This window comes from Flexivirga meconopsidis (assembly GCF_026162425.1).
Classification (GTDB): Bacteria; Actinomycetota; Actinomycetes; order Actinomycetales; family Dermatophilaceae; genus Flexivirga; species Flexivirga meconopsidis.
Window position 1 is genome coordinate 500,210 of sequence record NZ_JAOBQJ010000001.1, and the last position, 22,703, is coordinate 522,912.

General features: G+C 69.2%; 24 protein-coding genes and 1 pseudogene. 9 read left to right on the plus strand and 16 right to left on the minus strand.

Features of this window, described 5'->3' with window-relative positions; all coding sequences use genetic code 11:
* Nucleotides 1-30: 30 nt before the first annotated feature.
* The gene (hutI, locus tag N2M23_RS02425) at nucleotides 31-1,212 is read left to right on the plus strand and encodes an imidazolonepropionase (protein ID WP_265443013.1); all 1,182 of its coding nucleotides are present in this window, start codon (nucleotides 31-33) and stop codon (nucleotides 1,210-1,212) included.
* On the opposite strand, the gene N2M23_RS02430 is transcribed toward hutI, so the two are convergent.
* Genes N2M23_RS02430 through pdhA form a run of 5 tightly spaced genes read right to left on the minus strand, consistent with a single transcriptional unit; the run spans nucleotide 1,209 to nucleotide 6,011 of the window.
* Entirely contained in the window at nucleotides 1,209-2,186 is a 978-nt protein-coding gene (locus tag N2M23_RS02430) for a magnesium transporter CorA family protein (protein WP_265443014.1), read from the minus strand. The two genes, hutI and N2M23_RS02430, sit on opposite strands and share 4 nt — an antisense overlap.
* On the minus strand, nucleotides 2,183-2,494 hold the full coding sequence (locus N2M23_RS02435) for a DUF4333 domain-containing protein (protein WP_265443015.1): 312 nt from the start codon (nucleotides 2,492-2,494) through the stop codon (nucleotides 2,183-2,185). The genes N2M23_RS02430 and N2M23_RS02435 overlap by 4 nt, the downstream gene beginning before the upstream one ends.
* Before the next feature lie 51 nt (nucleotides 2,495-2,545).
* A complete protein-coding gene (locus N2M23_RS02440) occupies nucleotides 2,546-3,880 on the minus strand; it encodes a dihydrolipoamide acetyltransferase family protein (protein ID WP_265443017.1) in 1,335 nt (444 codons plus the stop codon).
* Entirely contained in the window at nucleotides 3,880-4,899 is a 1,020-nt protein-coding gene (locus tag N2M23_RS02445) for an alpha-ketoacid dehydrogenase subunit beta (protein WP_265443019.1), read from the minus strand. Before N2M23_RS02445 ends, N2M23_RS02440 begins: the two co-directional genes overlap by 1 nt.
* The gene (gene pdhA / locus N2M23_RS02450; RefSeq protein WP_265443021.1) at nucleotides 4,896-6,011 is read right to left on the minus strand and encodes a pyruvate dehydrogenase (acetyl-transferring) E1 component subunit alpha; all 1,116 of its coding nucleotides are present in this window, start codon (nucleotides 6,009-6,011) and stop codon (nucleotides 4,896-4,898) included. The genes N2M23_RS02445 and pdhA overlap by 4 nt, the downstream gene beginning before the upstream one ends.
* 78 nt (nucleotides 6,012-6,089) lie before the next feature.
* Here pdhA and N2M23_RS02455 point away from each other — a divergent pair, with 78 nt between their 5' ends.
* Complete coding sequence (locus N2M23_RS02455) at nucleotides 6,090-6,617, plus strand: Lrp/AsnC family transcriptional regulator (protein WP_265443022.1); 528 nt, start codon at nucleotides 6,090-6,092, stop codon at nucleotides 6,615-6,617.
* A gap of 24 nt (nucleotides 6,618-6,641) precedes the next feature.
* On the opposite strand, the gene N2M23_RS02460 is transcribed toward N2M23_RS02455, so the two are convergent.
* The gene (locus N2M23_RS02460) at nucleotides 6,642-7,034 is read right to left on the minus strand and encodes an ankyrin repeat domain-containing protein (protein WP_265443024.1); all 393 of its coding nucleotides are present in this window, start codon (nucleotides 7,032-7,034) and stop codon (nucleotides 6,642-6,644) included.
* Between the two features lie 50 nt (nucleotides 7,035-7,084).
* A complete protein-coding gene (locus N2M23_RS02465) occupies nucleotides 7,085-7,396 on the minus strand; it encodes a DUF4235 domain-containing protein (RefSeq protein WP_265443025.1) in 312 nt (103 codons plus the stop codon).
* A gap of 532 nt (nucleotides 7,397-7,928) precedes the next feature.
* Between N2M23_RS02465 and N2M23_RS02470 the strand changes: the two are divergent.
* Nucleotides 7,929-8,519, plus strand: a pseudogene (locus tag N2M23_RS02470) (phosphatase PAP2 family protein); the annotation flags it as partial.
* Between the two features lie 36 nt (nucleotides 8,520-8,555).
* Here the strand turns inward: N2M23_RS02470 and N2M23_RS02475 are convergent.
* From N2M23_RS02475 to N2M23_RS02485, 3 genes are read right to left on the minus strand one after another with little or no spacing between them, the layout of a single operon-like run.
* Nucleotides 8,556-9,353, minus strand: coding sequence for a thioesterase family protein (locus tag N2M23_RS02475; RefSeq protein WP_265443026.1), 798 nt, complete (start codon nucleotides 9,351-9,353; stop codon nucleotides 8,556-8,558).
* Between the two features lie 10 nt (nucleotides 9,354-9,363).
* On the minus strand, nucleotides 9,364-9,825 hold the full coding sequence (locus tag N2M23_RS02480) for a PTS sugar transporter subunit IIA (protein ID WP_265443028.1): 462 nt from the start codon (nucleotides 9,823-9,825) through the stop codon (nucleotides 9,364-9,366).
* The gene (locus tag N2M23_RS02485) at nucleotides 9,822-10,052 is read right to left on the minus strand and encodes a PTS sugar transporter subunit IIB (RefSeq protein WP_265443029.1); all 231 of its coding nucleotides are present in this window, start codon (nucleotides 10,050-10,052) and stop codon (nucleotides 9,822-9,824) included. Before N2M23_RS02485 ends, N2M23_RS02480 begins: the two co-directional genes overlap by 4 nt.
* Before the next feature lie 86 nt (nucleotides 10,053-10,138).
* Between N2M23_RS02485 and N2M23_RS02490 the strand changes: the two genes are divergently transcribed.
* The gene (locus N2M23_RS02490; protein WP_265443030.1) at nucleotides 10,139-12,388 is read left to right on the plus strand and encodes a heavy metal translocating P-type ATPase; all 2,250 of its coding nucleotides are present in this window, start codon (nucleotides 10,139-10,141) and stop codon (nucleotides 12,386-12,388) included.
* Nucleotides 12,389-12,403: 15 nt separating this feature from the next.
* On the opposite strand, the gene N2M23_RS02495 is transcribed toward N2M23_RS02490, so the two are convergent.
* Both N2M23_RS02495 and N2M23_RS02500 read right to left on the minus strand, forming a co-directional pair.
* Nucleotides 12,404-12,619 carry a hypothetical protein gene (locus tag N2M23_RS02495; protein WP_265443032.1) on the minus strand — a complete coding sequence of 72 codons (216 nt, stop codon included), beginning with the start codon at nucleotides 12,617-12,619 and terminating at the stop codon, nucleotides 12,404-12,406.
* Between the two features lie 34 nt (nucleotides 12,620-12,653).
* Nucleotides 12,654-14,111 carry a protein kinase domain-containing protein gene (locus tag N2M23_RS02500; protein ID WP_265443877.1) on the minus strand — a complete coding sequence of 486 codons (1,458 nt, stop codon included), beginning with the start codon at nucleotides 14,109-14,111 and terminating at the stop codon, nucleotides 12,654-12,656.
* A 125-nt stretch (nucleotides 14,112-14,236) separates the two neighbouring features.
* On the opposite strand from N2M23_RS02500, the gene N2M23_RS02505 reads away from it, so the two are divergent.
* Nucleotides 14,237-15,505: an MFS transporter gene (locus N2M23_RS02505; RefSeq protein ID WP_265443033.1), complete on the plus strand. Its 1,269-nt coding sequence runs from the start codon at nucleotides 14,237-14,239 to the stop codon at nucleotides 15,503-15,505.
* Between the two features lie 34 nt (nucleotides 15,506-15,539).
* On the opposite strand, the gene N2M23_RS02510 is transcribed toward N2M23_RS02505, so the two are convergent.
* Complete coding sequence (locus N2M23_RS02510) at nucleotides 15,540-17,687, minus strand: MMPL family transporter (protein WP_265443034.1); 2,148 nt, start codon at nucleotides 17,685-17,687, stop codon at nucleotides 15,540-15,542.
* Between the two features lie 194 nt (nucleotides 17,688-17,881).
* Here N2M23_RS02510 and N2M23_RS02515 point away from each other — a divergent pair, with 194 nt between their 5' ends.
* Nucleotides 17,882-18,910: an SAM-dependent methyltransferase gene (locus N2M23_RS02515; protein ID WP_265443036.1), complete on the plus strand. Its 1,029-nt coding sequence runs from the start codon at nucleotides 17,882-17,884 to the stop codon at nucleotides 18,908-18,910.
* A 10-nt stretch (nucleotides 18,911-18,920) separates the two neighbouring features.
* Here N2M23_RS02515 and N2M23_RS02520 read toward each other — a convergent pair whose 3' ends face one another.
* Together N2M23_RS02520 and N2M23_RS02525 are read right to left on the minus strand one after the other, a co-directional pair.
* Nucleotides 18,921-19,514: a membrane protein insertase YidC gene (locus N2M23_RS02520; protein WP_265443038.1), complete on the minus strand. Its 594-nt coding sequence runs from the start codon at nucleotides 19,512-19,514 to the stop codon at nucleotides 18,921-18,923.
* A 60-nt stretch (nucleotides 19,515-19,574) separates the two neighbouring features.
* Entirely contained in the window at nucleotides 19,575-19,874 is a 300-nt protein-coding gene (locus N2M23_RS02525; protein WP_265443039.1) for a hypothetical protein, read from the minus strand.
* A gap of 62 nt (nucleotides 19,875-19,936) precedes the next feature.
* On the opposite strand from N2M23_RS02525, the gene N2M23_RS02530 reads away from it, so the two are divergent.
* From N2M23_RS02530 to N2M23_RS02540, 3 genes are read left to right on the plus strand one after another with little or no spacing between them, the layout of a single operon-like run.
* Complete coding sequence (locus N2M23_RS02530; RefSeq protein ID WP_265443040.1) at nucleotides 19,937-20,458, plus strand: mycothiol transferase; 522 nt, start codon at nucleotides 19,937-19,939, stop codon at nucleotides 20,456-20,458.
* Nucleotides 20,459-20,466: 8 nt separating this feature from the next.
* Entirely contained in the window at nucleotides 20,467-20,715 is a 249-nt protein-coding gene (locus N2M23_RS02535; RefSeq protein WP_265443041.1) for a hypothetical protein, read from the plus strand.
* A 29-nt stretch (nucleotides 20,716-20,744) separates the two neighbouring features.
* Complete coding sequence (locus N2M23_RS02540; RefSeq protein ID WP_265443043.1) at nucleotides 20,745-21,620, plus strand: glycosyltransferase; 876 nt, start codon at nucleotides 20,745-20,747, stop codon at nucleotides 21,618-21,620.
* Between the two features lie 2 nt (nucleotides 21,621-21,622).
* Here the strand turns inward: N2M23_RS02540 and N2M23_RS02545 are convergent, their stop codons facing one another.
* Nucleotides 21,623-22,675, minus strand: coding sequence for a glycosyltransferase (locus tag N2M23_RS02545; RefSeq protein WP_265443044.1), 1,053 nt, complete (start codon nucleotides 22,673-22,675; stop codon nucleotides 21,623-21,625).
* Between the last annotated feature and the right edge of the window lie 28 nt (nucleotides 22,676-22,703).

Below are 22,703 nucleotides of genomic sequence, written 5' to 3' on the forward strand. Positions count from 1 at the left end.
GCCTCGCTCCGATACTTCGCGGGGGCCCCGATGAGCACCACCCTCGTCACCGGCATCGCCGAACTCGTCACCAACGACCCGGCCCACCCCGACGGCGACGGGTCTCCACTTGGGGTGATCGAGCACGCAGCCGTCGTCACCGAGGGTGAGCGCATCGCCTGGGTCGGACGCGCGCAGGACGCTCCGGACGCCGACGAGCGGCACGACCTCGAGGGCCGCGCGCTGATCCCGGCCTTCGTCGACAGTCACAGCCATCTCGTCTTCGCCGGCGACCGGTCTGCCGAGTTCGCGGCCCGCATGACCGGCACACCGTATGACGGGGGTGGCATCGCCGTGTCCATGGAGGCGACGCGAGCTGCCTCGGACGAGGAACTGCGGGCACTCGTCGCGCGCCGCGTCGAGGAGATGCGCGCGCAGGGCACGGGTGTCGTCGAGATCAAGAGCGGTTACGGACTGAGCGTCGCCGACGAAGCGCGCGCACTGCGCATCGCCCGCGAATTCACCGAGGAGACAACGTTTCTCGGTGCGCACGTCGTGCCTCCTGAATTCCGGGGCGATGAGGCGTCCCGGGCGTCATACGTCGAGCTGGTGTGCGGGGAAATGTTGCGGACCTGCGCGCCCCACGCGCGCTGGATCGATGTCTTTTGCGAGCCGCATAGCGAGTTTGCGTTCACCGCAGACGAATCCGAGCAGATCCTCACCGCGGGCAAGGAAGCCGGACTGAAGGTGCGGGTGCACGGCAACCAGCTCGGCCCAGGTCCCGGCGTGCAGCTGGCCGTCCGTCTCGGTGCGGCCAGTGTCGACCATTGCACCTTTCTGTCCGACGAAGACATTGACGCACTCGCCGAGTCATCAACCGTGGCAACTCTTTTGCCCGGTGTGGAATTCTCGACCAGGTCGCCCTACCCCAACGCGCGCCGGTTGCTCGACGCCGGGGTGACGCTCGCCCTCGCGAGCGACTGCAACCCCGGCACCTGCTACTCCAGCTCGATCCCGTTCGCGATCGCGGTCGCGGTGCGGGACATGGGAATGTCACCAGCGCAGGCGCTGCACGCGGCGACAGCGGGCGCGGCCCGAGCCTTGCGGCGGGACGATATCGGCGTGCTGCGGCCAGGCGCCCGAGCCGACCTCACCGTGCTGGACGCTCCCTCCTATCTGCACCTGGCCTATCGCCCGGGTGTGCCGATCGCCCGCCGAATCAGCTTGCGCTAGAGCCAGTCTCGGCGCTTGAAGGAGACGAAGAGCGCTCCCGAGATGACGATGATCAGCGTGATGCTGAGTAGGAAGCCCCACTCCTTCGAGAAGCCCGGGTAGGGGACGTTCTGACCGTAGAAGCCGGTGATCGCGGTCGGCACCGCGATGATCGCCGCCCACGAGGTGAGCTTCTTCATGATGTTGTTGAGCGCTGCGTCGCCGAGCGCCAGGTTGGTGTCCTGGATCGACTCGACGGTGTCACGCAGCGAGTCCGACCACTCGGCGACCCGCATCGTGTGGTCGTAGAGGTCCTCGTAGTAGGGGGTCAACGCTTGCTCCCCAGGGGTGGTCGTCACCTTACGCAACACCGCGCCGACGACCTCGCGCATCGGCAGCACGACGCGACGCAGCCGCCCGACGTCCTTGTGCAGCAGGAACGCCTTGCGCGCGACGTCCTTGCCGGCATGGTTTTCGTCGAACAGCCCGCTCTCCAGCGCATCGACTTGGTCATCGATCTGCGAAATGGCGTCGAAGTAGCCGTCAACGATCGCGTCCAGCATCCCGTGCAGAAGACCTTTTGGCCCCAATGCCATGAGGTCCGAGTCGTCTTCAAGGTTTTGCACCACGTCCTCGGCCGGGAACGCGCCGCCCAGTCGCACGGTGACCAGACCGTGCGGCAGCAGAATCATCGAGATGCGGTGCACCTGGTTGTCCTGCGCCATCCCGCTCACGGTGAACGCAGTGATGAAGAAGTAGGACTTGAAACGGACCGCTTTGGGACGCTCGTTGCGGGTCAGTGCGTCCTCGACCGTGTGGGGGTCCAGGCCGATCTCGTCGGCGAGTTTGCGCAGGTCGTCACCTTGCGGATCGAGCAGGTCGACCCACGTGCAGGCGTCCGGCTGCTGGAGGAGTTCACCGACCTGGTCGAGCGGGACGTCGGTCTCGGCGGGACTGCCCTTGCGCCATACCCTCGTGCAGACCTGGCAGGTCACCAGCCGTCCTTGGCGATGTTGTAACGGACGGTGTTGCCGTCCACCTGGTTGACCTTCACGGTGACCTTGCGCTCGGTGCCGGCCATGTCCACGGTGCAGGTCGTCGTGGCGTTGACCTTGGCCTTCAGGTCGTCCTTGCACTTGACGTCGCCGACCTTTTGCCCGGGCGACACCGCGACGACCTTTTCCTTCACCTGGGACTGCAGATCGCCCTTCTTCACCACGCGGTCACCGCAGCCGGCGACGACGGTGACCATGACGGCGCCGGCCGCAATGCCCGCGGCCGTGCGACGCATCCCCTGCTTCATCGTGCCTCCCGTGCGCTGGACTCCACGGGCGGCAGTTTACGTGGCCGGTGCTCAGACGTCGCCGAGCAGTTGCAGCGGACGCTCGACCGCATCGGCCACGAAGCGCAGGAAACCGCCCGCGACACCGCCGTCGCAGACCCGGTGGTCGAAGCTCAGCCCCAGCTGTACGACCTTGCGGACAGTCAGCTCACCGTCGACCACCCATGGCCGGTCGATGATCCGACCGACGCCGAGCATCGCGGCCTCCGGGTGGTTGATGATCGGGGTGCTGCCGTCGACCCCGAAAACGCCGTAGTTGTTCAACGTGAACGTCCCGCCGGTCAGATCCGCCGGCTTCAGCGTGCCCTCTCTGGCACCATCGACGAGTTCGCCCATCCGAGAAGCGAGTTCGCGGGTGGTGAGGCGGTTTGCGTTGGGTATGACGGGGACGACGAGACCCCGAGGCGAGTCGGCGGCGAACCCGAGGTTGACCGCGCCGTGCCGCACGATCTCCGCGCGTTCGGTGTCGACTGAGGAGTTGAGCTCCGGGAAACGGTGCAGACCGGCGACGCAGATGCGACCCAGCAGCGCGAGGATGCCGGCGCGTTCCAGACCGATCGTCCGGCGTGCCTCGACCAGGCCGGTCGCGTCGGCGTCGACCCAGGTGGTCGCGTCCGGGATCTCGCGGCGGGACTGGCTGAGCTTGTCGGCGACGGCGCGGCGAATCCCGGTCAGCGGCACTCGCTCCTCCCCAGTCGTCGGTATGACGGGAGCCGCGACCGCGGCAGCCGCGGCGTTAGGCGCGGGTTTAGGCGCGGGTGCCGGCGCAGCTGCCGGCGCGGTCGCCCCATCCACGGCAGCCACGTCCAGGTCGGCCCGGCGGATCACGCCGCCCGGGCCGGGCTGGACGGACTGCAGGTCGATCCCGCGGTCGGCGGCAAGTTTGCGCACGATCGGCGAGATCACCTTCGGCGTGGCAGCCGCCACTGGCGGGTGGGTGGAGTGCATGGCGCGGGTGGCGCGGGCGGCCGCTCGTGCTGCGCGCCGGCCGCTGGAGGGTGCGGTGCGCTCGTGTGCGGTGCCGTAGCCGATCAGCACCGCGCCGGAACCCGACTCATCGGCGGATGCGGCGTCGGGCTGCGCGTCGTCCGGGCCCGCGTCGGCGCCACCCTGCGTGACCGTGACCAGGGGCGAGCCGACCGCGACCACGTCGCCCTCGCAACCATGCCGGCGGCTGACCTTGCCGGCATACGGGCAGGGCACCTCGACAGTGGCCTTTGCCGTCTCGACCACGACCACGTGCTGGTCGACGACGACCTCGTCACCGTCGCCTACGAGCCATTCGACGACCTCGGCCTCGGTCAGGCCCTCGCCGAGATCGGGCAGGTTGAAAGTCTGCTCGGCCATCAGAGCGCACCACCGGCATACGTCAGGTCGGGTTGGTCGTCCCACTGCAGCCGGGCGATCGCATCGAGCACGCGCTCCACGCCGGGCAGGTGCACCTTCTCCAACATCGGTGCTGGATAAGGGATTTCGAGACCGCTGACGCGCAGCACCGGGGCGTGGAGCGAGTGGAAGCATCGCTCGCTCACCCGGGCCGCGACCTCTCCGGAGACTCCGGCGAAGCCCTGGGCCTCGGACACCACGATGCAGCGGCCGGTGCGCGCCACGGACTCCATTACGGTCTGATCGTCGAACGGCACGATCGTGCGCAGGTCGACTACCTCGACGCTCCAGCCCTCCTCCGCAGCAGCATCGGCCGCCTTGAGCGCCATCGGCACCGACGGGCCGTAGGTCACGAGCGTGACGTCGGTGCCCCTGCGCCGGACGACTGCCTTGCCGAAAGCCGGCTGCCGAGAGGGGAGTTCGACGTCCTGCTTGGACCAGTAGAGCGCCTTGGGCTCCATGAAGATCACTGGGTCCGGGTCGTCGATCGCCTCCCGCAAGAGGCTGTAGCCGTCCGCCGCGTCGGACGGGGTGACGACCTTGAGGCCCGGCGTGTGCGCGTAGTAGCCCTCGCTGGAGTCGCAGTGGTGCTCGACACCGCCGATGCCGCCGGCGTAGGGCACCCGGATGACCATCGGCAGCCCGACCCGGCCGGAGGTGCGGTTGCGCATCTTGGCGACATGCGAGGTGATCTGCTCGAACGCCGGATAGGCGAACGCGTCGAACTGCATCTCCACGACGGGACGAAAACCGGTGAGGCACATGCCGATTGCGAAGCCCACGATGCCGGCCTCGGCCAGCGGGGTGTCGAAGCAACGGTCCTCGCCGAAGTCGGCCGCGAGTCCGTCGGTGATGCGGAAGACACCGCCGAGCGTGCCGACGTCCTCGCCGAAGACGAGCACGTCGTCATCATCTCGCAGGCTGTCGCGGAGTGCGGTGTTGAGCGCGGCACCCATGGTGACCGGTCGTGCGGTGGTCATGCCGTGGCCTCCGCGTCGAGCTCGGCCTGCACCATCGCACGGGCCTGCTCCAATTGCGCTGTCGGCTCGGCAAACACGTTGTCGAACAACGACATCGGCTCAACCTTTGGCTCGGCATTCATCCGGTCACGCAGCTCCGACGCGCGCGCCTCGGCCTCTGCGTTGGTTGCCGCCACGACGTCGTCGTTGAGCTCACCATGCGCCTTGAGCCACGCCTCCACGCGGGCGATCGGGTCGCGGTCGAGCCATGTCGTCACTTCGTCCGAGGACCGGTAACGCGTCGCGTCGTCGGCGTTGGTGTGCGCGTCCAGCCGGTAGGTATGCGCCTCGATGAGGAACGGCCCCTTACCGGAGCGGGCGTGTTCCAGCGCCACATCCATCACCGCGAGCACCGCGGCCGGGTCGTTGCCGTCGACCTGCTCGGCGGGCACGCCATACCCAATCCCCTTGTAGGCCAGCGACGGAGCCTTGGTCTGCTTGGAGAGTGGCACGCTGATCGCGTACTTGTTGTTCTGCACGAAGAAGATCGTCGGCGACTCGAAGACCGCCGCGAAGTTGAGCGCCTCGTGGAAGTCGCCCTCGCTCGTCGCGCCGTCGCCGATGAAGGCCAACGCCACACTGTCGCGACCACGCCGCTGCTCGCCGTATGCCGCGCCGGCCGCGTGCACCAGCTGGGTCGACAGCGGGGTGCACTGCGGCGCGGTGTGGGTGGCAATCGGGTCGTAGCCGCAGTGGCTGTCCCCGCGTAACAGGGACAACACCTCGACCGGGTCGATCCCGCGGGTCACCAGGGCCATCGACTCCCGATAGGTGGGGAAGACCCAGTCACTTGCGCGCACCGACAAGGTCGCCCCGACCTGGCAGGCCTCCTGGCCGCGGGAGCTCGGGTAGACCGCGAGCCGACCCTGCTTGGTCAGCGCGGTTGCCTGGATGTCGAAGCGGCGGCCGATCACCATCGCGCGCCAGACCTCACGCAGGCGGGCGGCGCTGGGCATCACGTAGTCGCGGGCAGTGCCGGCTTGGGGCACCTCGGTGCCGCTCGGGTCGAGCAGTTGCACCGGGCGTGCCGACGGCAGCAGCGCGTCGGTTGCGGCCTGAGCTGTGGTCTCCATCACACCAGTGTCGCGTGATTGAGCCATATTGCTCAATTGAACCGGGAAATGCCGGATGGTTGGTGTCAGAATCGGGTTGTGCCAAGCCAAAAGTCCAGGAATCAAGCGAAGACTCGAGTCGCCGATGGACAGTCGGCGCCACCCCGGCCACCCCGCGCCCTGGACGACACCGACCGGCGCATCCTCGGAGCATTGGTGAACGACGCGCGCCTGTCGGTGCGCGCGCTCGCCGAACGACTACACCTGTCCCGGGCCGGTGCCTACGCCCGCTTACAGCGGCTCACCGACGACGGTGTGATCGCCGGCTATACGACGCGCGTCAAGCCACACCTTGCGGGGCTGGACACCACGGCATACATCGCGCTGAACATCGAGCAGAACACCTGGCGCCAGGTCTCCGCGGCGCTCGCGCAGTTGGAGTATGTCGACACGATCGCGTTGCTCGGTGCCGAATTCGACGTGATCCTGCGCGCCCACGCGCCGGACAATCTCGCGCTGCGCACCCTGGTGCTGGAGCGGATTCAGGCGATCCCGGGCATCATCGGCACGCGCACCTGGCTGGCGTTCGAGGAGATTGAGGGCGCGGGGACGCCGTGGCCGGAGTGATCGGCAGCTCGGCCGGCGGGTCGGTCAGCGCAGCAGGTCGCCGCGGCCGAAGAGTTCGGCAGTCGCCGCGGCCGACGGTGAGCCGGCGTCGACGTCGGCACCAGCGTCGAGCAGGAGCCACACGATCGTGTCCTCGCCCTTGAAGACCGCGCCGGCGAGCGGCGACTGGCCGCGGTCGTTGAGCCGGTTGGCGTCGGCGCCGCGCTCCAGCAGTGCCTTCACCGCGCCGGCGTGGCCGTGGTAGGCGGCGAGCATCAGCAGTGTGTTGCCGCACGAGTCGGTCTGATCGACCGGCACGCCCGCATCGACATACGACGTCAGACTCTGCACGTCCCCGTCACGGGCACTGTCGGTGCAGGCCGTGGCCGCCTTCGACGCACCACGCACCGCAGAACCGGTGGGCGTCGCTTCGTTCATAAGGTGAGGCTAACTGCTCACCGGAGATGCTGGCGAGTCGCGCGGACTTGTCAGGCCTTCTTGGCGGCCTTGTCGGCCGCCTTCTGCTGCTGCTTGAGCACCGGCGGCGGCAGTGTGCCGGACGACTTGGTGTAGAAGTCGGCGGCCTTGCGCTCGGCGAACGCCTTGAAGGCGCCGGCTACTGCGGTCGAGACGATGGTGAAGACCGCGATCTGCGCAGCGCTGTGCTCGGGGTCGTGCTTGCCGACCGGTGGCCGGCCACCGGTGGCGGCCTTCCAGCCGGACGCGGTGAGCTTGGTGGCGGCCTTGCCGGCCACGATGCCCGACACCGTCGCGAGCACCTTCCAGGCGATCGAACCCATCTGCTGATCTCTCCGTCCGTGCCGCACCCGTGCACTGTCACCCGGGTGATTGCTGTCTGCCGAAAGCCTGCCACGTGCCGGGCCATGCGTCACCTGTGGCTGCTGCGGCGCCCGGTGAAATCGGATGGCGGTCAGCCCGGCCACCCGCTCGTTGCCTATTATTTACCGAATGGTTGCCTCGGGGGAAAGTCGCGTCACGCCGGTCGGCGTGGCCGGTCTGTCCTGGGTGGTGATCCGCCGTGCGGTCGTCGCGGCATACCTCGGGGTCCTTCTGCTTTACATCATCTTCGTCGGCGTGCCGCTCGACCGGGTGGGGCTGACCCTCTGGATCGTCGCCGGACTCAGCGTGCTGTGCATCGGCAAGGGCTGGCGTGCGTGGGGCCGGATGATGCTCGATTGGCTGCCGTTCCAGGGCATCCTGCTCGCCTACGACTACAGCTACGGCGCGGCGTCGCACTTCGACGGACCGCAGCGGGCCGGCTTCCCCGCAGAGGGCGCCCGCAACGAGCTCGGTATGCCGCTGCACGTCACTATGCCGGTCGACGTCGACAAGTGGCTCTTCGGCGGGCAGCTGCCGAGCCAGTGGTTGCAGGAGCACCTGCACGCCAACCTGCAGACCGCGCCGTGGTGGTCGGTCTTCGTAACCCTTTGCTACGTCAGCCATTTCGTGGTGTCGCCGGTCGTCGCGGCCGCGCTGTGGATCTGGGCTCGCGACAAGTTCCGGGTCTGGGTGAAGCTGCTGATCGCCCTCGCGGTCGCCGGCCTGACGACCTACTTCCTCTTCCCGATGAGCCCGCCGTGGCTCGCGTCCGCCCAGGGCTACATCCCCGGCCCGGACGTGCTGCGGATCTCCGGGCAGGGTTGGTCCTGGCTCGGCTTCCACGGCGCCGGTCAAGTGCTGAGCGACGGCCAGGCCCGCTCCAACCCGGTCGCTGCGATGCCGTCGCTGCACATGGCGACCGCGACGCTCGTCGCCGGGTTCTTCTGGTTCAGCGTGCGCCGGTGGGTGCGGCCGCTGTTGCTGCTCTACCCGGCACTGATGGCCTTCACGCTGGTCTACTCCGGCGAGCACTACGTCACCGACGAGATCGCCGGCGTGCTGTATGCCGCGGTGCTGCTCGCCGCCTGGCGGGTGCTGCGTCGGCGGCCGTTGCGTGGGCTACTTCGTCGGGAAGTGCCGCACCGTGAGGCACTGCTCGGCACGCCCGACCGGGCCGTTGACGTCGTTCAGCACGGTCGAGGTGAGGCCGAGACCGTCGGGGCCGAAGCTGACGGAGGTGTCGAGCCCGACGAGCGCGGGGTCGGGCTGACGCAACAGGTGAAGTGACAGGTCGACGTTCGGGAACATCAACTCGGTCGGCCGCACCCGCGTCGCGATGCCGTTGGCGGTGTCGACCAGCATCACGTATGACGCCAGCGGGTCCGCATCGACGCCTTCGATGAGGCGGCAGCCGCTCCTGACCCACGCCTGCCGGCGCCCCTCGCGCCCGCCCGGTGCGGCGTCGATCGACAGCGACGCGATGTAGCCACCCGGCCACTCCTCGGTCCCGTCGAGCGGCTCGCACTCGGCCGGCTGCGGCATGGCGGGCAGCTCCAGACCCGCGAGGTCACTCATGTCACTCCTGGCCAGCCGCCACGCACGGGCCCGGATGATCGCCCGGCCGCCGATCTCCAGCGTCGCCTCGAGCAGTTCGATGGTGCGGCCGGGCCGGATCGTCTGGACCCGGATCGTGCTCTCCTGCAACGGGATCATCCCGAGGATCTCGAAGGTCAGCCGCCCGATCTGCATGTCGTCGCGCGGCTCGTGCGTCGCGAGCTCGTGGGTGATCAGTCCGCTGATCGGCGCCATGTGCTGCTCGGTGTCCTGCCACGCGCCCTGCACGTGGATCGTCGGCTGGTAGACGCCGGGGGAGATCGGCAGGTAGTAGGCGTGAGGGGTGTTGCTCGCGTCGGTCACGGCTCGCAGCTTAGGAGGGGCGGGCCGTGCGGACGATCAGCGGGTCACCGGCCCGATAGGGACCACTGCGCACCGGGAGTGCGCCCGGCGGGGTGTCGAGCAACGCGATCACGACCATCGGCGAATGACCTTGGCCGGCAACGAAAGCCGGGTCCCACTCGATGACCGCGTCACCGGCGGCCACGACATCGCCGATCTCGACCAGGGGCCGGAAGCCGGCACCGCGCAACCGCACCGTGTCGACGCCCAGGTGCAGCAGCACCGCGGGGCCGACGGGCGGTCGGACGATCAGCGCGTGCGAGTGCCGGGTGTGCACCGTGCCGCCGGTCGGGGCCAGCGCGGTGCCGGGATGTCGCTGCGGGTCGAGCGCGAGCGAGCCGCCGAGAATTCCTTGCGAGAGCACCGGATCGGGGACGTCGCCGAGCGGCACGACGCTCCCGTCATACGGGCAGAGGAGCGTGGGTGTGGTCACATGAGGTCTTCGATGTCGTCGGCGAGCGCATCGGCATCCGCGCCGACCACGACGTGCACGACCTGACCCTGGGTGATGACGCTGATCGCACCCGCCTCGGTGAGCGCGAGATCGTCGACCCTGGCGGGGTCCTCGACCTCGGCGCGGACACGGGTGACGCACGCCTGCACGTCGGCGATGTTGTCGGCGCCGCCGAGGGCGGTCAGGATCTGCTCGGCCTGAGACATGGGTTCCAGCGTAGACAAGAAATGTCCGGCCAAATTGGAATATACCCATGGGGGGTATAGTTGGCGTCGAACGGAGGTGGCTACCCATGGAGACGACGCAAACCCGGCCGGAAGACCGCGAGACGCTGCTCGACGTGACGGGCATGACCTGCGCGTCCTGTGCGGCCCGCATCGAAAAGAAGCTGCGCAAGCTCGATGGTGTCGATGCCAGCGTCAACTTCGCGACCGAGCGCGCCACCGTCTCCCACCCGGCTTCGGTCTCGACCGACGATTTGCTGCAGGTCGTGCGTGCCGCCGGGTATGACGCAAGCCCCCACCAACCGGCGACCGTCCCCGTCGGGGACGACGCCGACACCGCGCCCGACGAAACCCAGCCGCTTCGCGAGCGGATGATCGTCAGTTGGCTGCTCGCCGCACCGGTGATCGTGCTGGCGATGGTGCCGGCGTGGCAGTTTCGCAACTGGCAGTGGCTGTCGCTCGTGCTCGCGGCGCCGGTTGTGGTCTGGGGCGGTTGGCCCTTCCACAAGGCGGCCTGGACCAACCTGCGCCACCGCGCCACCACGATGGACACGCTGGTCAGCCTCGGCACGCTGGCCGCCTTCGGCTGGTCCCTCGACGCACTCTTCTTCGGGGACGCGGGCATGCCCGGGATGCGGCACGACTTCTCCCTCACCACCTCACCCGGTGAGGGCTCCAGCACCATCTATCTCGAGGCCGCCGCCGGCGTCACCGCGTTCCTGCTGACCGGGCGCTACCTGGAAGCCAGGTCCAAGCGCACCGCGGGTGCTGCCCTGCGGGCCCTGCTCGAGCTCGGTGCCAAGGACGTTGCCGTGCTGCGCGACGGTCGTGAGACGCGAATCCCGGTGCAGGACTTGGCCGTTGGTGACCTCTTCGTCGTGCGGCCCGGCGAGAAGATCGCGGCCGACGGCGAGGTGGAGCAGGGCACCTCGGTGGTCGACAACTCGGCGATGACCGGGGAGTCGGTGCCCGCGGAGGTGCAGCCCGGGTCCGCGGTGACCGGCGGCGCGGTCAACGTCGGAGGTCGGCTGGTCGTCCGGGCGACGCGGGTGGGTGCCGACACCGCGCTAGCGCAACTCGGCCGGCTCGTCGAGCAGGCGCAGGCCGGCAAGGCGCAGGTGCAGCGGCTCGCGGACCGGGTGTCGGCGGTCTTCGTGCCGGTCGTGCTCGTGCTCGCCGCGCTCACCTTCGCCGGCTGGCTGGTCTTCGGCGGGTCGACGGTCACTGCCTTCACTGCGGCGGTCGCGGTGCTGGTGATCGCCTGCCCGTGCGCGCTCGGCCTGGCGACCCCGACCGCCCTGCTGGTCGGCAGCGGTCGTGGCGCGCAGCTCGGCCTGCTGATCAAGGGCCCGGAGGTGCTGGAGAACACCCGCACCGTCGACACCGTGCTGCTCGACAAGACCGGGACGGTCACGACGGGCCGGATGGGCGTGGCCGACGTCATACCCGCTGCCGGGGAGAGCCGTGACCGGGTGCTGGCGCTCGCCGGTGCGCTCGAGCACGGGTCGGCACATCCGATCGCGCAGGCCATCGCGAAGGCTGCCGCCGAGGTGGCGCCGCTTGCCGTGGCCGAGTCGTTCTCGGACACCGCCGGGCTCGGAGTCAGCGGCGTCGTCGACGGCCACGCCGTCGTCGTCGGGCGGCCGAAACTGTTGCAGGACTGGTCGATTGAGCTCCCCGACGTCCTCCAACAACAGATGTATGACGCAGAGCGCGCCGGCGCGACGGTCGTCGCTGTGGGCTGGGACGGCGCCGCCCGCGGGCTGGTTGCAGTCGAGGACCGGATCAAGCCGACCTCGGCCGAAGCGGTCGGCAAGCTCCGCGCGCTCGGGTTGCGACCGGTGCTGCTGACCGGTGACAACGAGACGGTTGCGCGAGCGGTCGCCGACCGGGTCGACATCGATGAGGTGATCGCCGGGGTGCTTCCCGCCGACAAGGCGGCGGTGGTGCAGCAGTTGCAGGATCAGGGCCGGGCGGTGGCGATGGTCGGCGACGGTGTCAATGACGCGGCCGCGCTGGCGCAGGCCGATCTCGGCATCGCGATGGGCACCGGCACCGACGTCGCGATCGAGGCGAGCGACCTGACGATCGTGCGGGGCGATCTGCTCGGCGCGGCCGACGCGATCCGTCTGTCGCGCAGCACGCTGCGGACGATCAAGTCCAACCTGGTGTGGGCATTCGGCTACAACGTGGCCGCGATCCCGCTGGCGATGAGCGGCCGGCTCGGGCCGATGGCGGCCGGTTTCGCGATGGCGTTCTCGTCGGTGTTCGTGGTGCTCAATTCGTTGCGGCTGAGGCGTTTTCAGCCGATGCGGTGAGCTGTCGGCCGATCCTCACTCGTCCTTGAGGTCGGCTTCCAGCTCTTGCTCGTCGAGGCCGTCGCCGACCTTCGGCGGATGGAAGGCCGAGTCGTGCAGCTGCGGCATCGGACCTTCGTCCTCGGCCGGACCGGGCAGGATGTCGACGTCCTGATCGATGTCGATTTCGGCGGCGGCCTTGTCACGGGCGACCATCGGATTCGGTGATTCGGGATTGCCTGAGGTGACCATGCGTCCATCCTTCCAGCAACCGCGGGCGAATGGGTCAGTCAACCGGCCCGTCGACCTCGATGCCGAACGAACCGACGAGCGCGGCGAGTCCCGCGTTCCAGCCGGCCGACACATTGCGCACCTTCCAGCCGTCGCCGCGCCGATAGACCTGCACCAGCAGGGCGGCCCGTTCGTCGCCGAGTTCGGCCGACAGATGGAAGGTTTCGGACTGATCGGTGCCAGACCCGGTGACGGTCGCCCGCAGCCCGGCGAGAGCGGCCAGTGTGTCGGGCGGATCGATGGCGACGCCGACCGCCACCGACTGCACCTGCTCGGCGAGCGCAGCGGTGTCGAGTTCGATCCGCCCGGCCGCGGTCAGCCGGACAACCCCATCGCCGGAGACGGGCTGGTTGTAGAACACAAGCCCGTGTTCGCCGACGGCCCGTCCCCGGGCGTCGAGTTCGCAGGCAATGAGATCGACCTGCGGGTCACCGGCGGCCTCGACCTGCACGGTGAGCCGATGGGTGGACAGCACCGAATTCTGCCCGCGGGTCAGCGCTCGAACCGGGGGCGGGCTGTCGTCGGGCGGATTGCCTTCCGGCTCCGGCGCCTCCGCGGGCACCGTTGCCGTTTCCGCGGCACCGAGCGGCAGCGGAAGGTGCGCCACCCGCACCGGCGCGAGATTCGAGACCGGGGTCGCCGCAAGTGCCTCCTGCAACCGCCTGGCGAAATCGGTGCCCCCGAGCGGCCGCTCGTCAGGGCGCTTCGACATCGCCGCCTCGACCACCTCGCGCAGCGGTGCACTCACCGTCGGTGGCAGGTTGGGCACCGGTTCGTTGACGTGCGCCAGGGCGAAGCCGACCGCGGTGTCCGACGAGTAGGGCAGCCGGCCGACGAGGAGTTCGTAGGCGACGATCCCGAGTGAGTAGACGTCCGATTGCGGCGTCGCCTCCTTGCCGATCGCGGCCTCCGGCGCGAGGTATTGCGGGGTGCCCATCACCTCACCGGCGCGGGTCATCGAGGACGCGTCGAGCGCGCGGGCGATGCCGAAATCGGTCAGTTTGGCGGTGGATTCGTCGTCCACCACGATGTTGGCCGGCTTCACGTCGCGGTGCACGATGCCCTTGGTGTGCGCCGCGTGCAGTGCGGTCGCGGCCTGCACCAGCAGGTGCACCGCGTCCACCTCCGCCAGCGGCGCTTCCTCGGCGATGATCTGCGACAGCGGCCGGCCGTCGACCAGCTCGAGCACCAGGAACGCGGTGCCGTGGTCCTCCCCGTAGTCGTGGACCTGGGCGATATTGCCGTGACTGAGCTTGGCGGCGTTACGCGCCTCGACCCGGAACCGCGCGAGGAACGCCGGGTCGTCGGTCAGCGAGGCCCGCAGCAGCTTGATCGCCACCGGGCGCTCCAGCACTTCGTCGGTGGCCCGCCATACCTCGCCCATGCCACCACCGGCGATCCGCGAGGTCAGCAGATAGCGGCCACCGACGACCGTGCCGTCGCTCCGCTGCATGTTCACCCCGTGCCTCCCTGTCCGCGCAAACCCTATCGACGTCCGACAGGCGGGCTCGCGTTCCGGGCAGCCGGCCGGCCGCATACATTGATCCCCGACATTTGTCACGACCGAAGGAGCACGCGGTGAGCAGCCTGCGCGGCATGTTCGCCGACACGCGCCCCTTGCAAGTGCCGGCATTCCGGCGCCTCTGGACCGCCAACATCGTCACGGTCATCGGCGCCCAGCTGACCGTCGTCGCGGTGCCGGCGCAGATCTACGCCGAGACCGACAGCTCGGCATACGTGGGGCTCACCGGCATCTTCGGCCTCGTCCCGCTCGTCGTTTTCGGGCTGTATGGCGGGGCTCTCGCCGACGTGATGGACCGCCGCAGGTTGCTGATGATCTCCACGGTCGGGCTGATCGCCAGCAGCGCGCTCTTCTGGTTGCAGGCGGCGCTCAGCCTGCACAACGTCTGGCTGATCCTGGTGCTCTTCGCGGTGCAACAGGCCTTCTTCGCGGTCAACCAGCCGACCCGCAGCGCGCTGCTGCCGCGGCTGATCCCGCGCGAGCAACTGCCGGCCGCCAACTCCCTGAACATGACCGTGATGCAGTTCGGGGCGATCGCCGGGCCGATGGTCGGCGGCGCGCTGATCCCGGTGCTGGGCTACTCCTGGCTCTACCTGACCGACACCATCACCCTCTTCGCAACCCTGTGGGCGGTCGTCGGGCTGCCCGCCATGCCACCCGGTGCCGAGGCCGCGGCCCGCGCCGGATTGCGTTCGGTGCTGGACGGATTCGCCTACCTGCGCGGTCACAAGGTGCTGTTGATGTCGTTCCTGGTCGACATCATCGCGATGGTCTTCGGCATGCCGCGGGCACTCTTCCCGCAGGTCGCGCACGAGAGCTTCGGCGGCCCGACCGACGGCGGCCTGGCGTTTGCGTTGCTCTTCGCCGCGATCCCCGCCGGTGCGGTGCTCGGTGGCATCTTCTCCGGGTGGGTGTCCCGGGTCGAACGTCAAGGCCTGGCAGTGGTTTGCGCGATCGTCGTGTGGGGTGCCTCGATGGTCGTCTTCGGCCTTGCGGTCGGCGCCGCGGGCGGCACGGCGGGCGTCTTCCTGGTGATCGCGCTCGCGGGCCTGATCATCGGCGGCGCCGCCGACATGGCGTCGGCGGCGTTCCGGTCGACGATGCTGCAGGAGTCGGCAACCGACGAGGTGCGCGGCCGGTTGCAGGGCGTCTTCATCGTGGTGGTCGCGGGCGGTCCCCGGATCGCCGACGTCGTGCACGGCGGTGCGGCTGCTGTGGCGGGGACCGCCGTGGCGGCCGCGGGCGGTGGCGTGCTGGTGATCGCTCTGGTGCTCGCGGCCAGCTCCGCCATACCGGTGTTCGTGCGCTACCGCGTCGCCCGCTGACCCCGCTCCCCGCGTCGACCATTCCCCCCGTCGATCAGACGGGGGCGCCCACCTGCTCCCGCAGCTCGTCCCCGCCGGGCCCGGCGTCGGCGCGCGTATCGCCCTGGTGACCCGGCCACCACGCCTTCGCGCCGATCAGCGCGGTGAGCGCCGGGGTGAAGATCGTCGCCATCAGGAAGGCGGCCATCACGATGCCGGATGCGAGCGCGAAGCCCATCGACGACAGCAGCGAGTTGCCGGCCAGCATCAGCGACCCGAACGAACCGGCGAGGATCAGACCCGCCGCACCGATCGTCGGCCCGGCGTGGCGGATCGCGATCGCTGCCGCGTCCCGCGGGCTGAGCCCCTCCTGGGCCTCCTCCCGCAGCCGGGCGACCATCAGGATGTTGTAGTCGGTGCCGAGCGCGACCACGAACATGTACATGATCAGCGGCAGCATGAACATCAGGCCGCTCTCGCCCTGAATCCCTTGGAAGATCAACGTCGTTGCGCCGAGTGTCGCAAGGAATCCCAGCCCGACCGAGACCATGAGATACCAGGGCGCGACCAGGCTGCGCAGCAGCAGGCCGAGCACGATCATGATCAGCACCGCGGCGACCGGGAAGACCACCGCGTAGTCACGGTTCATCGCGGCCTTGATGTCGACGTAGACGGAGGTGATGCCACCGACATACGCCTTCGCCTGGGGCGGTGCGTTCTGGTGTGCGGCGTCCCGCAGCGGTCCACTGACCGTGTTGAGCGCGGCATCGGACTCGGGGCTTGCCTTGAGCACCACTGAGAAGTCGGCGGTCCGGCCGTCCTTGGAGTACTTCGGGTCGGCCACCTGCCCGACGCCGTCCACCGCCGCCAGCTTGTCCTTGTATGACGCCATCGCGGCCTTGTCCAACGGCTGGTCCGCCTGGACGAACACGTCGGTGGGGTTGGTGGCACCGGCCGGCATGTCGCGCTCGAGATCCTGCAGTGCGACAACGGACTCGGCGGTCTTCGGCATCGACGAGCCGCTCAGGTCGAAGGTCGGCTTGAAGCCGAGCGCCGAGATCGCGAGGGCCAGCATGATGACGCCCGACACGCCGGCATACATCGCTGGACGCCTGGCGAGCGAGCGGCCGATCGCGGCATACCGCGCGCCGGTGGGTTCGTGCTGCCACGCCTTGGACGGCCAGAAGACCTTGGTGCCGAGCAGCGACACCACCGCGGGCACCAGCGTCAGGCCGGCGAGCAGCGTGACCGCGACCGCGATCGCGAGCGACGGACCCATCGCCTTGAGCATGCCGAGGGTCGACAGGGTCATCGCCAGGAACGCGATGATCACCACGCCGGCGGCGGAGGCGATCGCCTCGCCGACGCGGGTCACCGCGCTCACCATGGCCTGCTTGGGATCCTCACCGGCGCGCAGGCGCTCGCGGTAACGGAACATCAGAAACAGGATGTAGTCGGTGCCGACGCCGAACAGCACGACGATCAGCAACTGGTTGATCGAACTGTCGGCCTTCAGTCCGAAACCCTTGGCAGCAAATCCGATCAGGCCATTGGCGACCTGGCTGACGATGCCGATCAGCACGATCGGCAGGAACGCGATGATCGGGCTGCGGAAGATCACCAGCAGCAGCACGATGATCAGCAGGATGGTCGCGATCCCGATGATCGCGTCGGAGTTGCCGGAGGCCTTCTGTTGGTCCAGGCTCTGCGCGAGTGATCCGGTGGTGCCCACCTTGAGGTCGCTGCCCTTGACCATCGGGCCGAGCGCGTCGCGCACCTGCTGCGCGGAGTCGTTGAGCTTCTGGTAGTTGCTCTGGGTCTGCTCGGGTGTCTTGAACAGCAGCGTCTGCACCAGTTTCTTGGGCGACGGCGGTGCCGGGATCACCTGCTGGATGTTCTCGATCTTCTTGCCGGACAGTTGCGCCGCGAAGGAATTGATCTTCGCCGAGTCCGCCGCGGTGAGCGGCTTGCCGTCCTCGCGCTGGAAGACCGCGATCATCGACGGTGTGAACGCCGCCGGGAACGCCGACTGCTGAATGTCGGCCGCCTTGATCGACTCGTAGTGGCGCGGCAGGAAGTCGCTCTCGTCGCTGCTGTTCGGCAGCGAGGGTGCGAGCGACACGATCGCGATCGCGGCCACGATCCAGGCGGCGATCACCTGCCACGGGTGCTTGACGACATACCGGCCGAGGCTGGCGAACATGAACTCCCCGATTCTTCAAGACGCGATCTATCGCGTTGTGTCGGTCTCACAGTAGGCGCACAGTGGTGCGACCGTCAACGAGGATGCCGCGCGCTCGCGGCGCGCGCATCCGCCGTCGGAGGGGTTTGCGGCGGTTCGCCATACGACTTAGGTATGCCGTCCGCCACGGGTATGACGAAAGCCGCGGTGAGAGCATGGCGTCCGTGGAACCGCCCGTGCTCTTCTCCGTCGCCCCCGACTACTACCGGTTCGCGGTCGCCGAGTTGCGACACGCACTCGATGTGACCAAGGTGCAGCGGGTCGGACCGGACGCAGGGGTCGTCAGTCTCGGCGCGGGCGGCATCGCGGACGTCGCCGACGCGTGCCTGGGCGGAGAGTTGCCGTTGATCCGGCACCTGGCCCAGGCGGACGCGGTGCGCGGTGCCGGCGGCTTCGAGCGGCCGGACGACCTGGCCGAGTGGGCCGTGAGCGTGCTGCTGGCATCGCTTGAGACCGGCGACACGATCAGCCTGCACACGTGGGACAGCGGCGAGGCGCCGTTCGCGCCGGGCAAAGTGCGGCGACCCCTCCTGGAACTCTTGCTTGACAACGGGATCCGCGTCGTCACCAGCGACGCCTCTCGAGTCGGCAGTGTGTGTCTCGGTGCCGAGCGGGTGGTTGCCGGCGTCAACTCGACCGACGTGTCGCTGGTCGACTGGGCTGGCGGCCGGATCCGCCTCGCGACCCGCCCCGAGCAGGTGTCCCGCGCCGAGTTCAAGCTCGAGGAGCTGTTCGGATTCGTCGGCGAGCCGGTCGGATCGACCGCCGTCGACCTCGGCGCCAGCCCAGGCGGCTGGACCCGCATCCTCGCCGACCGCGGCTTCACGACCATCCACGCGGTCGACCCCGCCGAGCTCGACCAGCGGGTGCTTGACCTGCCAGGGGTCGAGCACCACAAGCAGACCGCCGGGGACTTCGTGAAGGACTGGGAGGGCGAGCCGGTCGACCTCATCGTCAACGACATGCGGATGGTGCCGCAGCTGACCGCGCACACCATGGTCGAGGCCGCACGGTTGCTGCGGCCCGGTGGGCAGGCGGTGATCACCTTGAAGCTGGGCACCAACAACCCGGTCAAGCAGATCGACGATGCGTTGGAAATGCTTGGTGCGTCATACGATCCGAGTTTCATGCGGCAGCTGCAGCACAACCGGCACGAGGTCACGCTGGTGGCGACCCGTCGCTGACCGACCCGGATCAGGCGACGACGGCCGCGGCGCTGCGCGCGCGTAGATGACGGCGCTCCAGCAGACTCCAGGTCGAGCTGGTGAGCAGGTAGAGCATCGCTGCGAGCGGCATGAACGCGGCGAACAGCACCGAGCCGAGGGACAGGTATGGCGTGACGCGCTGCATGCGCTCCATCGCGGCCGCCACCTCGGCCGGTTGATCGTCGGGCAGCTTGAGCGGCGCCGGGTTGGCGCGCGCGTCGAGCACGGTCAGCCAGCCGACGGCGGCGATGCAGGCCAGCACACCGAGCAGCACGAACACCGCCGGCCAGCCCGCGCTCAGCAGGTGGGCGGACATCGGCGCGCCGAGCAGGGTCTGGTCAAGTAACAGGTTGTGCTGTCCGGCGATCACCGGAGCGGTGAAGAGCCGGTAGACGACGCCGAAGATCGGCACCTGCGCAACGAGGGTGAGCAGGCCCGGTTTGCGCATCAGCGGATGGAGCGCAAGCCGGGCGAGCAGGGTGATGCCGGCAATCAGCAGGATTGCCGGAGCATGCGGAATCAGCGGCAGCAGAACGACATACAGCAGATGGACCAGCGGGTCGAGGACGATAAACGGGTTCACGAAAGGACCTCCGAGTCTGTGGGTGAGTGACCAACGGAGGTGGCCCGCGGGGGACCGAGGTCAGGCCGGGGCCACCGGCCCGGGTCCTGGTGCTCTCGGCCTCGGGTGCCCCGGCGCGGCCGGATGGGTGCTGGCGAGCAGCACACCCGGTGCGCGGCTGCGGCGACCGGTGACGAGGAGCCGAGTGCGGCCGGGGACGACGACTGCGGTGATCAGCAGTGCCGCGAGGACGACGGCGGCGAGCAGCACCAGGGCCGTCGTCGCGTCCGCAGCGGCGACAACCGAGCCCAGTAACGCGGCGAGCGCGAGCCAGCCGACGAGGCGGCTGCGCAGCTGCATTCCGAGCGCGGTGGCGATCACCCGCCCAGTGTGCGCCCGCGATCCGGCCGCCGCAAACCGCCCGCGCGTGCTTGAGTGGTGTCATGGCCGACATCACTTCCCTGGTCCTTCGCGACGGGTTCGACCGCGTGCACCAGCAATTGCCTTCGGAACTCGACGGATTGACCGGTGATCAACTGCTCCGGCGACTCGACGCGGATGCCAACCCGATCGGTTGGCTCGCCTGGCACCTGAGCCGGGTGCAGGACGATCACCTGGCCGACCTCGGCGGCATCGACCAGGTGTGGATCACCGGTGGCTGGTCGACCCGCTTCGCCCTGCCGTATGACGACGGCAGCATCGGCTATGGCCAGAGCACCGACGAGGTCGGCGCCTTCGATGTCACCGACACCTCGGTGCTGCTCGGCTATCACGACGCCGTGCACCAGTTGACGATGCAGGTGCTCGACGGCCTGTCCACCGACGCCGATTACGAGCGCATCGTCGATCGCCGGTGGGACCCGCCGGTGACCGCGGCTGCCCGGCTGGTGTCGGTGATCAACGACATCACACAGCACCTGGGCCAGATCGGCTACTTGCGCGGGTTGGTCGAACGCCGCGGCTGAGGCACGCCATGAGCACCGTCGAGAATCTCCGGGAGCAGCTTCGCGAGCTGCCATTGCCGGTCCGTTACGGAGTGGTCGGCGGTGTCACGCTGGGGGTGATCGGCGCGATCGTCGGCCTGGTGATCGGGCTGCGGACCTACGCGCCCACCTCGTGGGCCGCGGCGATCGAGCTCGGCCTGCCGTCGGCGTTCGTCGGTGCTGTCCTCGGCGCCGTCGTGGGGCTCGTGCACGGCGCCATACGGCTGCTGCGGCGGTGACGCCGCCGGCGACGATATCGTCACGACCCGTGGCGCTGATCTCGGTCGTGATCCCGGTGTTCAACCCGGGGTCGAGGCTGCGCGAAGCACTCGACTCGGTGTTGGCGCAGACCGTCGCCGACTTCGAGTGCGTGGTCGTCGACGACGGGTCGCGCGAGGACGTCAGCTGGGTCGCGGCCGTGCCCGATCAGCGGATTCGGTTGATCCAACAGCCCAACCGGGGTGTCTCGGTGGCCCGGAACGTCGCGGTTGCGCAATCGAGTGGCGTCCTGATCGCCTTCCTGGACCAGGACGACCTGTGGCATGCGGACAAGCTGCGCCGGCAGGTCGAGGTTCTCCGCGACGACCGCAGCGCACCCTACGCCTGCACCGGGTTCAACTGGGTGCTGCCCGACCGCGTGGTTGCCGCGCCTGCGGACCCGATCAGTTATCACGGACTGCTGCGCGATCAGCACGTGTGTCTCAGCAGTGTCATCGTTCGGCGATCGGCGTATCTCGCTGTGGGTGGCCACGATCCACTGCTGCGCCTGATGCAGGACTACGACCTGTTCCTGCGGCTCGGTCGGCTCGCCGACCCGGTTTCGGTGCCGGATGTCTTGGTCGACTATCGAGTGCACGACGCAAACGCATCCCGGCGATACCGGGTCGCGCATCGTGAACGGACCCGGATCCTCCAGGCACACCTCGACGCCGCGAGGGACACCAAGGACGCCGGGACGATCGCAGCCGGCCGGGCCGGGATTCGGCGCACCGACGAGCTCTACGCCCACCAAGCGCTGGATGCCGCGCGCGCGGCTCGCGCGTCCGGCGACTACGCCGCGGCGGCGGCCCACCTGCGGTCGGCGCTCCGGCTGGACAGGAGGGTCGCCTACGCGGCGATTCGGCACCGCCTGCGGTCGGGCTGACCTCAGCCGAGAAGCCGGGACCACACCCGGGCATGCTGGGTGGCACTGGCCGCCCAGCTGAACCGGTCGGCGCGCTGCCGGCCACGGGCGACTTGTGCGCGCACCTGCCCGTCATCGGCCAAGGCGTGCAACAGGCCTTCGGTGATCCCCGCTGCGGTCGGCGGCACGAGGGTGCCGCCGTCGCCCACCACCTCCGGCAGCGAACTGGTGTTGCTGGAGACCAGCGGTGTGTTCGCGGCCATCGCCTCGAGTGCCGGGAAGCCGAACCCCTCGACGAGCGAGGGCACCACCACGGCGGCGGCGGCAGACACCAGGCCGGGCATCTGGTCGTCGGGGATCCGGCCGGTCAACTGCACTCCGGTCATTCCGGCGAAAAGCGCTGTGCGCGCGGGATGTTCAGGGCCGGCGACCACCAGAGTGAGGTCGCGGTGATGATCTCGTATGACGGGCCAGGCGGCCGCCAGCGCGCGGAGGTTCTTGCGCTCGCTGGCACCGCCGCTGATGAGCACATACGGTCGGCGGACGCCGAGCGTCGCGAGCGCCTGGTCGGTCAACGGCGTCGCGTCGAGGAAACGCTCATCGACGCCGTTGGGTATGACGATCGGGTCGCGCACCCCGAGCACCTCGACGGCCCGGCCGGCGGTGTAGCCGGACACGCAGATGACCGCGTCGGCGGCACGCAGCTCATGCGCCGCGGCGGCGACCGGGGCGCTCTCGTCGGCGAACTCCCAGGCGACCAGGTCGTGCAGGGTGACCACGTCCGCGGCCGGGTGCGGCGGAAGTTCGAGGTTCATCCGGTGCACGAGGCTGCTGCGCCCGTAGAGCAGCCGGCCGGCGGCTCGACGGAGGGCCGGGCTCGCCCGGTGGAGCGGGCCGACCGGAGCCCGGCGGCCGGGGAGTGCGGACCGCATCGACCGGATCGGCAGCTCGATCACGTCGGCACCTGAGCCGTGCGCGCGAAGTGCGGCCTGCGCGCGATCAGCCACCTGCCGCTGGTAAACCTGCGCGCCCATGGGGTTGTCCGTCGCCAGTCGGGCGAGAGTCACCCTGCGCATCGGCATCCTTCGGGTCGGCGGCTACGGC